Annotated in this window: 10 protein-coding genes; all 10 read left to right on the top strand. The window is 36.8% G+C overall.

Annotated features, from left to right (window positions below; all coding sequences use genetic code 11):
• Window positions 1–64: 64 nt before the first annotated feature.
• The 10 genes from A8B79_RS06855 to A8B79_RS06810 all read left to right on the top strand — a co-directional run bounded on the left by A8B79_RS06855 (window position 65) and on the right by A8B79_RS06810 (window position 17,244).
• Window positions 65–7,579 carry a DUF2341 domain-containing protein gene (locus tag A8B79_RS06855; protein ID WP_066220022.1) on the top strand — a complete coding sequence of 2,505 codons (7,515 nt, stop codon included), beginning with the start codon at window positions 65–67 and terminating at the stop codon, window positions 7,577–7,579.
• 101 nt (window positions 7,580–7,680) lie between these two features.
• Complete coding sequence (locus A8B79_RS06850) at window positions 7,681–8,184, top strand: DUF4402 domain-containing protein (protein ID WP_066220370.1); 504 nt, start codon at window positions 7,681–7,683, stop codon at window positions 8,182–8,184.
• Window positions 8,185–8,224: 40 nt separating this feature from the next.
• Window positions 8,225–8,875, top strand: a complete 651-nt coding sequence (locus A8B79_RS06845) for a hypothetical protein (RefSeq protein ID WP_066220019.1) — start codon at window positions 8,225–8,227, stop codon at window positions 8,873–8,875.
• Window positions 8,868–9,401 (top strand): hypothetical protein, encoded by a 534-nt coding sequence (locus A8B79_RS06840; protein WP_066220016.1) that lies wholly within the window; start codon window positions 8,868–8,870, stop codon window positions 9,399–9,401. Before A8B79_RS06845 ends, A8B79_RS06840 begins: the two co-directional genes overlap by 8 nt.
• A gap of 120 nt (window positions 9,402–9,521) precedes the next feature.
• Window positions 9,522–10,073, top strand: coding sequence for a hypothetical protein (locus tag A8B79_RS06835; RefSeq protein ID WP_066220012.1), 552 nt, complete (start codon window positions 9,522–9,524; stop codon window positions 10,071–10,073).
• 125 nt (window positions 10,074–10,198) lie between these two features.
• Window positions 10,199–11,032 (top strand): hypothetical protein, encoded by an 834-nt coding sequence (locus A8B79_RS06830; RefSeq protein WP_153038378.1) that lies wholly within the window; start codon window positions 10,199–10,201, stop codon window positions 11,030–11,032.
• Window positions 11,033–11,068: 36 nt separating this feature from the next.
• Window positions 11,069–14,050 (top strand): tetratricopeptide repeat protein, encoded by a 2,982-nt coding sequence (locus A8B79_RS06825; RefSeq protein WP_066220007.1) that lies wholly within the window; start codon window positions 11,069–11,071, stop codon window positions 14,048–14,050.
• 68 nt (window positions 14,051–14,118) lie between these two features.
• A complete protein-coding gene (locus tag A8B79_RS06820) occupies window positions 14,119–15,894 on the top strand; it encodes a FliG C-terminal domain-containing protein (protein ID WP_066220004.1) in 1,776 nt (591 codons plus the stop codon).
• Window positions 15,895–15,931: 37 nt separating this feature from the next.
• Window positions 15,932–16,411 carry a hypothetical protein gene (locus A8B79_RS06815; RefSeq protein WP_153038377.1) on the top strand — a complete coding sequence of 160 codons (480 nt, stop codon included), beginning with the start codon at window positions 15,932–15,934 and terminating at the stop codon, window positions 16,409–16,411.
• 35 nt (window positions 16,412–16,446) lie between these two features.
• Window positions 16,447–17,244: a motility protein A gene (locus A8B79_RS06810; RefSeq protein WP_066219998.1), complete on the top strand. Its 798-nt coding sequence runs from the start codon at window positions 16,447–16,449 to the stop codon at window positions 17,242–17,244.
• Window positions 17,245–17,250: the final 6 nt, after the last annotated feature.

Below are 17,250 nucleotides of genomic sequence, written 5' to 3'. Positions count from 1 at the left end.
ATTAACGTTTAGTAGTATATTAGTCTATCTGTTACAAGCAGTTAATCCGGCTTTATATGTAGATATGACAAATCTTTCAATCAAATACCTTTTCATATCTGTAGCGCTTTTTTTGGGTCTTAGTGAGATAGCAATTGCTCAGTTAGGATCCTTTGCTGAAAGAAAAAAATTCAATATAGAAAGCGACAGTGTAGGTGGAGCTTCAGATCTAATAAATTTTCCGGTTCTGGTAAACGTAACTTTGCCATCAGGGGATGTAGAAAATGCAAACGGATTTGATATTGCTTTTACAGCTACTGATGGAACTACACAGCTGGACCATGATCTTGAATCTTATAATTCCGGTACCGGCGAACTTGTAGCATGGGTCAGGTTTCCTTCTTTAAGTGCCACAACCGATACCCAATTTTTTATCTATTACGGTGACTCAGGGATTACTACTGATCAAAGTACTTCCGATACCTGGAACTCAGATTACCAACTCGTAATGCATATGGATGGTGGTGCTACCGAAGATGACGCAACTTCTAATGCTAATGATGGTACCGAAAATGGGACGGGCGGAATTCCAACAACTACGGGTATAATCGGGGACGGTCGCGATTTTGAACGAGGTGATTCAGACTTCATCTCTGTTCCCGATGATAACAGCTTAGATATTACCGATGAAATTACAATATCGTTCTGGTACAACCCGGAGTCTACTAATGCTCCGGATATGGTTACAAAGGGAACCAACACTTCTTATGAGGCTTCGATTAGAGGTGGTCCCAGAATGCAATTCAAAAAAGAAGGTGGATCAAATCTAACAGCTGATGCAGCTTTCTCGCTTTCAACTTCAACTTGGTATTATTTAACTTATGTTCAGGGAACTTCTGGTAGAACTATTTATCAGAATGGTCTTTCTATAAATACCGATGGTAATACAACAGCTTTTTCCACTAATGGAGACGCTTTACAAATTTCCAGATCAGGTGATGCCGCTGACGGGATTATTGATGAAGTCAGAATTTCTGATGTAGGTCTAAGCGAGGATTGGATTGCCACTGAATATGCAAATCAATTAAATCCTTCAACTTTTATTACAGAACTGGACGACCTGCCTAGTTTACAGAATATTGAATCAACTGCTGCAACTTATATGGCTGGTGGCTCAGCAATATTTGTTACATCCGATTTAACGATTGGAAGTCACCCCACTGTCACAACATTAGATAGTGCAGTAATTCAAATATCTAACAATCTGGATAATCCGGACGATCAACTTGGCTTTTCTGATCAATTGGGAATTACCGGAACATATACTGCTGCAACCGGAAAGCTTTTACTTTCCGGAACTACTTCTTTAGCCAATTACCAAACAGCACTTAGAGCTGTTACTTTCAGTAGCCTTGCCGGAACTCCCAGCCAGCTCACAAGAACTGTATCAATAACAGGATATAAAGGATCTTCAGCTACCAACACTCCAGTTAGAGATATTGATATTATCAGCACATTAACTGATTTAACTACTGACATTTCAAATATCGTTTTCCATTTTGATGCACAAGATATGGATGGAGACGGTACTGCAAATTCAGCCGAAGGCTCTCCTCCAACCAATAATTCATCTGTTACTTTATGGGGAGATCTCAGCACCAATAATTTTGATTTCTCTACGGGTACAGCGCCGACATTTGATTCTTTAGGCTTTGGCGAACGTGGTGCAGTTACCTATGATGGAGCAAACGATGAATTAATAAAAGGCGGAGAAGTTCTGATTAATAATGATGATTTCAGCCAAAAATCTTTTGCGATTACCTTAAGAACAGGAAATTCTACCGCCGGATTTCAGGTAATATATGAACAATCCAGTGGCGGCCTCGGTTATAATTTTAGCATCATTGATGGCAATTTATATGCTCACGCTTACAACAGAAGCAGTGCAAATTGGGGTGCTTCAAATTCTTTGAGACATAGGGTAATAGATCTTGGATCTGTGCTACCAAATGAATCCTATATAATCATAGCGTATCACGATTCTAACGTATGGGCAGCTGAGTTAAACAACGGTTTACTAGAATCATTTACCGATGCCGCCGACATGAATTCTAATAACAACAGCATAGGTTTGGGTGGCAATGATGGTTCCCAAACCCGAAATCCAATTACACTTTCAAATGAAAACGGAAACTTTGATGGGCAAATTGCAGAATTTGCTTCCTGGAACACATCACTAAACGGCGGACAAAGAGCTAGTTTATATAACTATTTTAATGAAAAGTGGGGAAACGTCCCTCCTGTTTTAGCCTCTGTTGAAGGAACTAATATCGACTTTACAGAAGGCGATCCGGATACTCAAATTACTAATACCATTACAGTTTCAGATAGCGACCCTCATAATAACATGGACAGTGCAAAAGTGTCTATAACTACAAACTTTATAGCCGGTCAAGACTCTCTCGTCTTTGCTAATACTGCAAAAATTACTGGTACTTATAATGGAACTACAGGTGTATTGTTACTTTCAGGAAGTGATACAAAAGCAAACTATCAAGCTGCATTACGATCTGTTAATTATAGAAATACCCAACTAAATCCTTCCACTAATACCCGAACTGTTGAATTCGAAATTTATGATTGGGATGATGTAAGCAACACTGTAAGCAGAAACATAAATATCACCAATCCTGATGCAACCCCAATACTTGCAGATATTGAAAGTGGCGATTTAGCTTATACAGAAGGTAACGGTGCTGTAGAAATCACTTCTGCCATTACAGTATCTGACATAGATGACACAAACATTGAGAGTGCAACTATTTCCATTACCGCTAACTATTTTCTTGGTGAAGATTTTCTCGACTTTACGGATACCGGAAATATTTCAGGAAGCTTTGCTTCAGGAAGCGGGATATTAACTCTGACCGGAAGCGATACCAAAGCGAATTACCAAACAGCGCTTAGGGCTGTAACGTATGAGAATACCAGCTCAGATCCGGTAGACCTTGACCGTACCATTTCTTTTGTTATCAACGACGGTGATAATAACAGTAACACTCAATCCAGAGATGTGACAGTAGCAACAGTAAACTCAAAGCCTGTTCTTAGCTCTATTGAATCATCAAATATTCCTTATCCTGATGCTGCAGTTCAGATTACAAATACTATCATAGTTTCTGACCCTGACGACACCAGGCTTGACAGCGCATTGGTTATTATCACCGAAAACTTAAAACCAGCCGAAGATTCTCTTATCTATTCTACCCTATTCGGAATTACAGGCAACTGGAATCCAAATACAGGGATCCTCAAACTTACCGGGAATAATTTATTAAGCGATTATGAAGCAGCTCTAAGATCAGTGGACTATATAAATACTGCAACTATAGCGTCAGGTCCCGAGCGAGTAGTTAGTTTTATTGTTAGTGATGGAGAACTCAAAAGTGATACTCTAAAACGTACCATCGATGTAAGCCCGGTAGAAACCATTCCCGATCTTGAGGTTTGGCTTAGAGCCGATGCAGGCATTTCAGAGGGTAACGGAGTTGCTGTTTCAACTTGGGCTGATCAAAGCGGAAATGGAAATGATTATACCGGTACATCAGGCTCAGGAACCGCTCCTACTTTTGTAGCAAGTTCAGCAACATTGAACAGTAAACCTTCCGTTAACTTTGTAGGAAATGGAGATCATTTTCTTGATAGTGATGGTCAAACAAATTACATCAACAGTAACACTGAATTCAGCTTGTTTATAGTTTATAAATCTGATGTTACAAATTCAGATAAAGGACTTTTTATTGCGGACTCTCCTTCAGGAGCTGATGAAATTTTAACTATCAGATATGATGCTTCAGGAGCAAACGGGGGCGGATCTTTCAGCGATGTAATAAAAACAGGTATTCTTGGAAACGATCCTGATAACCAATTAGAAAGCTTTTCTGATATCCAAACTACAGGTGCTCAAATAATCAGTTTGCAATGGGAAAGTGGTACAACTTACGATCTATATGTTGATGGAATTTTGAATAATCCCAGTTCTGCAGCTGATCCTCCTCCATCCGGATCGATTACAACTGCCACTACTGCCTTATTGGGAAAAGGAGGAAAAGATTCCGGAAATAATAGTTGGGATGGCGAAATCGCAGAGTTTATTTTTTACAGCCGTAGTATTTCTCAAACCGAGCGGGAAAGCATTGAGGACTATCTCGCCGATAAATATGATCAGGCAATTCGTAAGTTAACTCCGGCAACAGGAGGAGCCACTATTTCTGCTGATGATGCCAACACGACTTTTACTTCTTTGACAGGTCCATTTGTACAAGAAGGTTTTATAGGTGAGTATACTTCAAGTGGAACATTTGTACTTACTGCCCCAACTGGTTTCGAGTGGAATACAGGTGGAACCATTGGTATTACTGAATCTCCCGCATTTGGGGGATCTACAGAATTAGACGCTTCATTTACCAGTGTTAGCTCATCTGCTGTAACTTTTACAATAGACGCGGCTTCATCCACCAATCCCGGACAACTTGAATTTACAGGACTCGAAATACGGCCAACAACAGGGACTATCCCAAATACCGGAAACATTACCAACACTGGTACTACCGGGCAAGGTGGAGCAACAAACTATGGAATCATTAATATGATTCCGGGAGTCTCCGATAGTTTAATATTTGTTCAGCAGCCTTCAACTACTAATATAGATAGCTCTATTACTCCTGCTGTTAGAGTACAGCTGGTAGACCAATTTGGGAACAGCATTGAACAATCAGGAGTAGATATTTCTATTGCACTTTCGCCGGAAAGCAGTGGTAATCTGAACCAATCCACATCAATAGAAACTAATGCATTAGGTATATCAGAATTTGACACTTTGGCTATCGATGCTATTGGTACAAAAAGACTTGTATCGACCAGCACAGGATTAAATTCAGATACAAGTTCTACATTTGATATAGTAAATGCTGGTACGCTTACGTCTTTTCTGATAGAACGTATTCCTTCAGGGAATATCAGTTCTAAAACTGCCGGCCAAACTTTTAGTATTAAAATTACTGCTATTGATGGCACCTCAACCACCGTTACTACTTTTAATGGCACTGTAGTTATTTCATCCAGTTGTACGATGGATACCGGACAAGGAACTTCTGCCAATTTCTCTTCCGGAGTATTGTCTTCTACAAGTGTGAGCATTTCCAGTGTAGGATCATGTACAATCACTGCTACAAATTCTGCTGGGTCTGAATTCGGGACGAGTAACAGTTTTTTGGTTAGTGCCGGAGCTGCATCAGAAACAACATCTTTAATTACCGCTTCACCAACTGTTATTCTAAATGATGGGACAAGTACATCTATTATTACTGTTAATCTGAAAGACGAATTTGGTAATAATATAACTACAGGTGGAGATGCCATAACCTTATCAACTACGACAGGTACTCTTGCCAGTACAAGTGGTTCTATAATTGATAATAGTGACGGAAGCTATTCTGATACTTTAACTTCAACTATGGTAGCCGAGACTGCTACTATAACCGGAACAGTAAATGCTGTGTCAATTACTGACAATGCTACTGTAGAATTTGCTGCTTTTACTCATATCTGGGAAAGCCAGTTAGGTTCTGCAAGTTTAGCCTCTGACTGGGAAGATACAGGCAATTGGAATGTTGGTACTGTTCCCGGACCGTCTTCCGTTGTTTTTATACCTGTTACACCGGGGGGAGGAAATGAACTACCTGTTGTAGATGTAACAGGAGCAAGTGTCTCATCCGTTTCTATGGAAACCGGTGCTTCTTTAACCATTTCCGGAGGTATAAATTTCACAATTACAGGCAACTTATCTGGCGGAAGTGTACTTGGAACCAATGCTGACAGCATCACTGTTGGAGGTGATATTCTGGATGTAAGTGCTATAAATGTTGGAACAGTTGTTATGAACGGGGTTTCAGCCCAAAGTATTACTAACCCTCATGCATACACCAATCTTGTAATTGATAATGCTAATGGCGTAACTGTAGAAGAGAACCTCGCTATCAATGACAGTCTTATTATGACATCCGGCGAGTTACTGATACCAAGTGGAAAGAATCTAGTCGTGGAAGGTATTAGATATGGAACCGGAACTTTACGTTTTCAAAGAAAAATATCAGGTGTAAGAGGATGGCGTATTCTCTCCTCTCCTGTTTCTTCTACATTTGGTGATCTTTTGGACGGGACATTAACTCAGGGCTTTACAGGCTCAACACTTGGAAATGCGGCTCTTGACAGTTTACAACCCAATGTACTCACTTATTTAGAAAGCTTTGAAGGCACTGATAATCAACGATACAGAGCTCCAGGAAATGCTACTGACCCTTTAGTAGAAGGTCAGGGTATTTTTGTATTTTTCTTTGGAGATATTGCTGCAGATGCCAGATATAACAACCCTCTTCCGGATACTTTAGATGTTAGTGGACAAGAATTTAACGGAACAGCTGGTGAAGTAGACTTTGGAGTAACTTACACCGCTAACGCAGATACTGGCTGGAATTTAGTGGGTAATCCTTTTGGTGCCACCATTGACTGGGATGATTCTCCAAGCTGGACAAAAACGAATATCGAAAACACTATTTATGTTTGGGATCCGGCAGCTAATGGTGGTAATGGAGAGTATCTAACCTGGAATGGAACTACAGGAACAATCGGAAGTGGTTTAATTGCTCCATTCCAGGGATTCTGGATTAAAGCAAATGCTTCAAGCCCTGTTTTAAAAGTTACTACTGATGCTAAAACAACAGGTGGGGCATTTCTCAGAAAAGAAATAAGAACAGAACAAACAGATGATATTCCATTACTTACTTTGGAACTTACCTCAAACGGATTAAAAAAAGATGTAAGCTTTATGTTTACTAAAAATGCATCTGAAGCAAAAGATAATTTTGATGCATTTGAACTGCTTCCTTTTACTTCAAATCGTTTAGAAATCTTTAGTTTGTTAGATGACGGAACTCCGTTAGTCATAAACAATCTTCCATTGGAGTTTACAAACAGGTATTTGCTTCCTGTTAATATAAACGGGTATAAAGAAGGGTTTCCGATTTCAGGCGATTTCAAAATTAGAGGTATAAACTTTGATAATATCCCTGATGAATGGTTGATCTCATTGATTGACAATGAAACTGACAAGGAAATAGATCTAATTGATCAGGAAGAATATACATTCTTTCACTCAACCAAAAGCAAAGCCAAAGTTGCTAATCCATATACAAAACAAAAAGTTATCCGAAAAAAAGCCGATGATGCGCGGTTCACTCTGAAAATTACTACAGAAGAAATCGAACTTAATATCCCGGAAAAATCTTTCTTATCACAAAACTATCCAAACCCCTTCAATCCAACAACTACAATTCCGTTTGGCTTGGATGTAGATTCTGAAGTAAGCTTGGTTGTATACGATATTCTTGGAAGGAAAATTTCCACGTTGTTAAATAAACGAATGACTGCAGGCACTTATAACATAAACTATAGAGCTGAGCACTTAGCAAGTGGGATTTACTTCTATCGTCTTCAAACAGATTCTCAAATTTACACTGAGCGATTTACTCTTATAAAATAATTTCGACTTTTGAATGATTTACGAAATTATTCAAAACATTAGAACGTTCTTATTAAAAAGAATTAACTGGTAATTATTAATTTTATATGCAATTATTCAGCATGAAAAAATTAGTCGTATCCCTCATTATTTTAGTTAGTACAAATCATTTTCTATTTGCTCAAGAACAAAATATTCAGGTTTCTGGAGATATTAAGGTAGGCGCTAATATAGTTTCCAGTATTGATTTAATTACAGTTCAGTCTATGACGTTCGGAAATGTACAGCCCGGACAACAAGAACTATACGTAAATCCGATCAACAGTATTAATGCGGGCTTTATGATTGCTACCGGTAATCCCGAAGCAGCTTTCAGACTCACATATCTTCCGGAAATTGTATTAACTCAAGTTGATGGTACATCAACATTAACTTTTATGTATGAAATTTCCGGCAACTCTATTGAAAACCAATCTACATCAGAACTTTTAGATACAGAGAACAGATCTATTCAATTTAGTCTTGAGGGCCGATATTACTTTTGGATTGGTGGAAGAATTAATATTACAAATGCAGTTCCAGGTAATTACGAAGGAGACTTTACCATAGAGATTGATTACATATGATGTTGGCATTGTAATTTTAATGATCGTAGACATTAATTAAATGAATAGCATTTTAATAAAAATAGCTTCTTATCAAAAATCACCGGCATATCTTAAATATTCTGTTTTTTGTTGCATTGTCTTTTTAATTACAAGTATAAGTAGCTCTACATCTGTTTCTGCTCAGGAAATTGACTTTGGTCAGTATAGTAGTGCATATAGCATTTCATTATCAGAATTTAATCCATCTGAAGAATTAGAATTCGGCACGTTGATACAAAATCAAGGCCCGGCGTCTATCGATTTAGTTAATGCAAAAATATTGACCCTCGAGGGTGTTAAATATCTGGATGTGTTAGTAGACATTACAGCTGATAACTATCTTTTGCTAAATGGAGATCTTGGATGTGAAACGGACCCCTCTTGCAGAATCCCTTTTACCTTAGAAGCTGCTTATGCTAATCGGGGTAATAACAATGTTAATGAATCAGTTAACATCACGGTGTTATCTAATGTAGCAAGTGCTCAGTTTCAGATATTACAAAGAACTAATGGTCCTCCAGGCCCTCCCCCAACCCCTGTTTATGAAGGATATGATCCGAGCATATTCAATGAAACTGCATATCTATATATATATGGATCAATTAATATAGGCAACGTTGACGCAGGCAGTTACAATTCAAGTATTTCTGTAACGATAAATTATGATTAAGTCATCGATCATAATGCTAATAAGCTTTATTTGGGTAACGCTTGACCTTATACCAGCTAATAGCCAGTTTATCAATCTACGCCTTAAAATTGAACCTGAATTAAATGTGACCGTTGAACAATCACTCGATTTTGGAAACGTGGTTTCAAATTCGGGGTACAGAGAAGTTCGGATTGGCGATGTAAGAATGGGAGTGTTTTCTATAAGAGCTTATTATACTCAAAATATACAAATTAACATGTTGGTTCCTGAAGAGCTCATTAATATTAATCCTGCAGTAACAGAACGTATCCCTTTGCAATTAGAAGCCTCTTATAATAATTCAGGAGTAAATAATATCAACAATGCTGTGCCTTTATCTAATAATCAAGGATTAATATCAATCTATGACGGAGATGAAAATCTTTCCAACTCCGGAGATGTATGGCAGGAAATGTTCCTTTATGTGTATGGAGGTATTGATGTAGGAAACATCCCTAATGGAATATACACTGCAGAAGTGGTTGTAAGTGTTACTTATGAATAACCACACTCTTTATTTAGAAACATTAAGAAATCTTCATTAAAACACTCTAATTTGAAACAAATCAGATAGTCGTTAGCTTGAATAAAGAATACAACTCTACTTCACACAAATTAAAAAACTATGAAAAATTTAAAATATATCATTACTGCTTTAGCTCTTGTTGCTTTTGCTAATCCTGTAGCTAATGCACAGGAAACACAAGATATTAACACATCTGCTGTTATTCTTGCTGACATTGCACTTACCTTCGTTTCTGATGTAAGTTTCGGAAACATTCAGGATACAGGTTCTCCTGTTCTTGATCCTCAAGGTACTAACACTGCTGATGTTGGTGGTGGCGCAACTTTTGGAAAATTCTCCATTTCTGCTGCTAACACAACTCAGTTAGTTATTGACTGGGATCAAGCAACTGTTACATTAAGTGACGGAACTAATTCAATGACTTTCACTCCTGATGTTTCTGCGAATAGTACAGATGCAATTGCAAGTTCAAGTGATGTAACTAAAGCAACTGCAGGTGCAGCTACTGAAACTTCTGCTGGCGGTGCATTATTTGTATACATCGGTGGTAACTTAGGTGCACTTTCAGGTCAAGCTGCCGGAACTTATACTTCTGACAGTGGTACTGCAGGTGCTTCCGGAGATTTAACTTTCACTGTTAACTATCAGTGATAGATTAGTCTTAAACGAATTAAAAGTCTCGTTAAAAGCGGGACTTTTTTTTTATTAAAACTATCCAAAATATATTTGATTTTAATTCTTTACTTTACTGCATCATTTACAACTAAAAAGCAGTCATGAATATAATAAGGGTTATTACAGGCGGGTTATTTTTATGTGTGATTTTATCTGCAACAGTTCTGTCGCAGGTTACAATTGCACCTACAAACATGTTTCTTGATGACAATTCCAGATTTGGAACATTTATGGTTATCAATAATTCTCAACAACCACAAGAAATCTCTGTAGATTTTCTATTTGGATATTTTGATACTAACGAATTTGGTGATAAAAGTTTTGTGAGGGATAGTTCAGAAATTGCACAAAATTATTCCATAGCGGAAAACGTAAGGGCCTTTCCTCAAAATTTTGTACTTCAAAGTGGTAGTCGTCAAATCGTTCGTTTAAGAATAAACGCTTCACAAGATTTGGTTGAACAGACTTATTGGGCTCGCATAAGAACTACTTCAACACCGGAAAGCCCTCCATTAGAGCTTGGAGCCTCTGACGCTGTAAATGCTCAAATTGGAGTGAAATTTGAACAAATTACCGGGTTATTTTATAAAGTTGGAGAAACAAATACCGGTATTAACATCAATCAAATCAGAACAAGAATGATTGATGAAAATACGATACAGATATTATCTGATTTTGAACGCACTGGAAACTCGCCTTTTTTAGGTACGGTTACTACGTCCATAATTAAAGATGGGAAAATTATGAGAACTTCATCATTATCAACCAGCTTTTATTTTGACGGCACTCATGGGCAAAATTTTAACATTGAAGATATGGAGCCTGGTAGCTATCAGGTTAAAGTAGAATTTGTATCAGAACGTAACGACGTATCTGAACAAGATCTAGTCCAAATGTCGCCCTCAGCTTCCAGTACCACCGTTCAAATACAATAAATTTGAAGAAGTATATAAAACATAAAAGTAATTTTTTTGAGAGATTGGTTCAAAATAACTGTAAAGATATGCTTCTTTCTCTTTTGTGTACTTCTAACACAACCTGAAGCTTCCGCTCAGAATACTTCTGACGAATCCGAAGTATATCTTGAATTCAGGCATCGCGGAATAATAAATACTGTTGTTATCTCTTATTATAAAGATGACAATTTTTACCTCCCTGTAAATGAAATCTTCAATCTCCTTGGTATAGAAAATAATCAGGATGGTTTGATTATATCGGGAAATTTCTCTTCAGAACAAACTCCATATTCCATAAATCTCCAGGACAATTTTATCAGATTCGGAAACGAAACTCATCAAATTTCTTCAGAGGATTTTTTAATCAAAGAAATAGATTTCTATTTAAAGCCTGAATTTTTCTATGATATATTTCAGTTGGATTTTATGGTTGACTTCGGGAATCTAAGACTTAGTTTGATTACACAGAAAGAACTCCCCGTAATACAGAAAGTATTAAGAAACCAAAAACGAAGAGTTGCCGACAACAACCGTTTCTCTGAAAATAATTATGACCTTAAATTTAAGAGGAAGAAACCTTTCTTGGATGGTGGATTTGTCGACTATAACCTTTCTGCAAACTTATCTGATCAAGTTAATATATACAACTATAATAGTAATATTGGTTTACAACTTTATGGAGGAGATCTTCAGGGCTCGTTATTTGGGAGCTTTTCTGAAAACTTTTCAAACTTTTCCACTAATAATCTTAGGTGGAGAAGATACTTTAGAGATCAAAATATAATTACAAAATTGACCATTGGTCAAACTCTTACAGATGGTGTAAATAAAAGCCCATACAGCGGAGTTCGTTTTTCAAATGAACCGGTAGAGCCTAGACGACTATTTGATGAATTTGAGGTTCAGGGCACTACTATTCCTCAATCAGAAGTGGAACTCTACCTTAATAATGCACTAATAGATTTTCAAATTTCTGATCAAGCCGGTGACTACAGGTTCTTAGCCCCGCTTACTTATGGTGCAACTCAACTAGATCTAAGAATTTATGGTCCTACCGGTCAAATCATAGAAAGGTCAAATCGTATTCAGGTTCCTTTTAACTTCCAGCCGGCCGGCGAGTTTAACTACATAGTAAACCTCGGTGAACTAGATAATCCTTTGATAGGCACGTCCAACCGAGTACTAACAGCACAAGGATCGGGATCATATGGATTGACTGATTGGCTTACTGCTAAGGCTGGTATTGAATATTATGAAGGATTTCATACTACTTTGCCAACTTTTATTTCGTCTCTTTCTTCCAGAATATCCACGAATTATATTTTTACTCTTGAAGGAGCAACCGATGCTTTCTATCGATCTACATTAAATGCTGTTTATCCTAATTCAGCAAGTTTTAATGTTGATTTTATAAATTACTCATCCGGATTTAGTATTTATAATCCTTCTAATGATGATAAACGAATAAGCAGCACTCTGTTCTACCCTTTTTCATTCGGCTCTACCCCTCTTAATGTAAGAGTTTCTGCCTTTTCTCGTTTTGGTGAATCATCCAGTATTACAACGTTCAGAGCGGATGCAAATTCTCGATTTAATAAATTTAATGTCCGAATAGGTTATATCGATAGATATTTTGGGCGGTTTGATATTCTTTCTCCAACAAGTTTAGCTGCAATTGAAAACTCAGTTACATATACAATTTCGCGTAATCGAAATATCCCCTCCTACTTAAAAGGAACTTTTTTGAGAGCTCAAATGCGTTATTTGCCTATTCAAAAAGAAATTGAATCTGCACAATTATTTATCTCAAGAAGCATTTTCAAAAATGGAAGATTTCAATTTTCAGTAGGTAGAAATTTCTTTAATAAGTTTAACTCTGTCAGATTTAGCTTTAGTATCGATTTCAACAAGGTAAGGTCCAGTTCTAACTTTAGTTCTATTCGAGACAATTACAATTTAACGCAAAACCTCAGAGGGTCTATAGGTTACGATACAAATTATAATAATTTCTTATTTACCAGTAGAGAACAAGTTGGCAGATCAGGTACTGCCGTTAAACTTTTCGTTGATAACAATAATAACGGAACTTTTGATGAAGAAGATGACCTGATAAATGAAAATGCTCTGCGTGTCACAAGATCAGGTGCAATGAACTTTTCCAAAAATGGAGTCCATTATTTCACGCAGATGCAGCCTTATTTTTACTACAATATGGAATTGAATAAAGGAGCTATAAGAAATCCTATGCTAGTACCGGAGTTTGAAAATTTTGGTTTGATTACCGATCCAAATCGATTCAAGAAAGTGGAAATTCCATTTTATATGTCCGGTGTTGTTGAAGGAACAGTTGAACGATTTTTTGAAAATGGAAGAAAATCCGGAATAGCCGGCCTTAAAGTTATAATTTCTTCAATTGATAGTGACTTTTTTAAAGAGATCAGGACATTTTCAGATGGGAGTTTTTATTCTTTTGAGATACCTCCCGGAAAGTATAAACTAAGCATTGATCAGAGTCAGTTAGATATTTTAGATTCAAAAATACGCGATAGTTTACCTAACTTTGAGGTAAGGTCTATACCGGAAGGAGATTTCATAGAAGGGCTTAGCATAGTGCTTGTTCCAAAAGACTTTGACATCCGTAACATTGAAATAGTACCTGATACAAGCATATTAGCAGAAATCAGCCAATCGGATGAAATAATTCAACTTCAGGAAGAATATGATGAAAATATTGATCGGACATTAAGATTGATTATCCAGGCACAAACTGCTTTTTATAACAGAGATATTGACAGGGCTCTGACATTAGTCAACGAGTCTTTGAGCCTATTTGAAACCGCTCAGGGTTATGCTTTAAAAGGAAGTCTGTATTACTTACAAGGTGATAAAAAAGAAGCTCAAAAAAACTGGGATACAGCATTAGAATTTAATCCTGATATCTTTATTCCGGATATTGAAGTATTAGACCAATTAATAAGAACTCAACCAGGAAACTAGGAGTATAAAAAGTTCCTATGATATGTAAAATGAATACGTTGGTTAAAAAAAATTTGAGGAAGTATTTAATGCTGAGATATCTGTTCTCTCTCTTAATAGTCTTATGCATTTCAGGCTTATCAGCAAGAGCTCAATCTTCCGGTGTCATCTCTCAATCCGGACAGCTACAAATTGCTTCACTTGAACAGGCTTACGATTCACAGATTATTCTAATACTTTCTAATCACTTTGACAGAAAGAAATTTTTTGTAGACGTTAATATTGAAGCTGAATTTATAGAAGAAACTTTACAAACACCCGGTACTCAAACTGTAACAAGAAATTCACAAAGCTTTTTGCCCGGCCTCCCTTTTCTTCCGGATGAAAACCTCCAAAATTCCCAAACTGTACAAACAACTCCTCAAAATACTACAAACCAAACTACTTATAAGACTTTACAGCTTAATAGCCTTGCTGTTAATATATATGCCGATACCTCCCTGTCTGATACTGATTTAGACTTTATGAGACGTGTAACTGGTTTTGCTGCTAAAATTGATTTCACCAGAGGTGATGTAATAAATATTACTCAACTTGCTATCCCTGATCCGGATTTTGAACCTGCTGTTGTAATAACTAATACCGAAGAGCCGGAGCCTAAACCCCTCTTAAGTTCTTTCAAAGACTATTTGGTTGAAATAATTTTACTTGCAGTATTTTTACTTGGATTATTTGGATACGGAATATTTAGAAACTCCAGAGATAAATCTGATTTCCAGTCTCAAAGAGATAATCTTAAAAGTGACATTACGGTGGAAGGAAGTTTAAACCCCGATAGTAATCTTTCCTTCTTCGGAAGTTCTAAAGAACATTCCCGGGATATAGTTTCTGAGTTCGAATTAGTTTCAGAAAACTTTTTCAAATATCCACAGGAGGTTTCTTTGGTTTTCGAATTCTGGATTGATAGTGACGAAAAAAATGGACCTTCAAATGTTGCTGAAGTTGTTTCATCTATTGATTCCAGCTCTCTTAAATTACTCCAAAATCATATAGACGAAGAAAAACTAGAGACTATTAAGGTAGCTATACGAAATCTACCCCCAATGTCTATTGATGAAAAATACAGAGCTGCCAAGTACTTTAATTCTATTATTAAGGATGAAAGCACCGATGAAAAATCACAAAAAAAACATGCTAAGCTTGGGCTGTTCAAGTTTCTGACTCACCTATCTGATGATCTGTTAACTGAGCTTATAAAAACTGAAAACAATGTAAGTGCAGCCCTCATAATTGATTACTTACCTGAGGATAAAGCCGCTTCTATCTTAAATACGTTTGAAAGATCCAGAGCCGCAGAAATTATGCTTAAAATGTCTACTCTGCATACGCTCTCCTATAAAGAACAGAGTAAAATTTCCAGCGGATTGTTTGAAAAAGCAATCTTAGTAAGAGACAATGTACATGAGCAGGATTTTGGTGTTGAAAATATTTTACCAATTCTTGAAAATCTTCCTGTAGACGAACAGCGAAGATATATCGAGCAGTTGAAATCTACAGGCTCACAAGTAGGTATAATATTAGAAAAAGAATTCTTTACTATAGACCAGATTCCTGAATTAGAAGACGAAGTAGTCAAAAATGGTGTTGAAGAACTAGACACTTCCACATTACTGGAAGCATTAATTGGGCTTGAAACAGCATCTATAGATAAAATTTTAAATGGAAGGCCAAAACGCGAGCAACAATTAATTCGCCTTGAGCTTGAATCTATAAACGGTGAACATCAAATTAATGCAGAGGCCAAAAAGAAATTGGTCAGTTCTCTTAGAAAATCGTTAAAACTAAGCAAAGCAGATCAAGAATAAGCAATACATATCGAATGCAACCTTTATCTGCATTTCTATGATGTGGATATCGTTTCTGTTTTCTTGCAGAAGTACTAAAAGTACATCGGTTAATGGCCCCGTTGAATCAGATCAAAATGAAAGTCCTTTAACTCAAACGGAGAGTTCTGATACAAACGATCCTGAGGAAATAGATCTTGAAAAGGCCCGAAGAGATTCATTGATGCAGGTATATAAAGAAGAACTTCATAAAGACTATCAAACGAAAGCCAACAGGATTACCACGCTTTATATTCTCTCTCAACAGAAATTTTATAGTGGAGAGTATCAGGACGCTCTATTTTTAATTAACCGTGCTTTACAGGTAAAGGAAACTGCGGATCTGCTTGCTTTGAAAGGGAGCATCTATTTGGGATTGGGTTCTACTGAGAACTTCGTGGCTTTTTGGAGAAGAGCTCTCGAAATGGATGAGAACTTACCCATACCCCCCTCTCCTGCTATAATCGATGAGTTAAAGAGACAAGGCTTAATAGAATGAAAACAATGAAAGAATTATTAAACCATAACTAAAACATGCGCACATCATTTTTAAACATTTTTTGTTTCTTAGTTTCCTTAGCAATTTTAGTATGGGGAGCTCTACTTGTGGTTGGGTTCGCTCAATACAATATGATTCCATCAAAATATGAGTTTCTTAACCTTCCAAGTCTTGCAATAGTATTTGGAGGTATATCAGCAAGTGTATTCATTAGCTATCCCTTTAAGAAAGTCATTAGAGCACTACGAGAAAGTACAAGGCTTTTTTCTCAAAGCAATATAGATGATCAGTTACTTGAAACAGACATTGAAAAAATCTTAGAGTGGCAAAAAAGAATTCGGATCAATAAAATTAAAGCTGTTTCTGAATTAAGTGAGGAGTATGGAAATCGTTTTGAAGGGTATCTCTTTTCAATTTTAGATACCAATTATTCAACAGAAGATCTTCGTGAGTTAGCCGAAATAAATATTCAGGAAACATTTACACGACAACAGCAGATCAATCAAATAATTGCAAGTATGGGGAAAACAGCACCCGTCTTCGGTATGCTGGGAACACTATTTGGACTTATCGTTATTCTGTCCGGTTTTAATGAAATGGATTCTTTATTAACAGGACTTGCAGCTGCACTTATGACCACTCTTTATGGTATCATAATTGGGAATTTCATCTTTATTCCAATGGCAAAAAAGATGAATAATATTGCTTCTCTTCAATTTTTCAGAGAAAAACTGATTTTGGAAGGAATTCTGTTGATTCAACAGCAAAAATCTTCGCTTCAGATCTACGACAAACTCAAAGCTCATATGCATAGAACAAGTCAACAATTTTAGGGTAGC

It is taken from the genome of Balneola sp. EhC07 (assembly GCF_001650905.1).
In the GTDB taxonomy this organism is placed as follows: Bacteria; Bacteroidota; Rhodothermia; order Balneolales; family Balneolaceae; genus Balneola.
The sequence above is the reverse complement of the archived record's forward strand: the minus strand, read 5'-3'. Positions and strand labels throughout refer to the sequence as shown.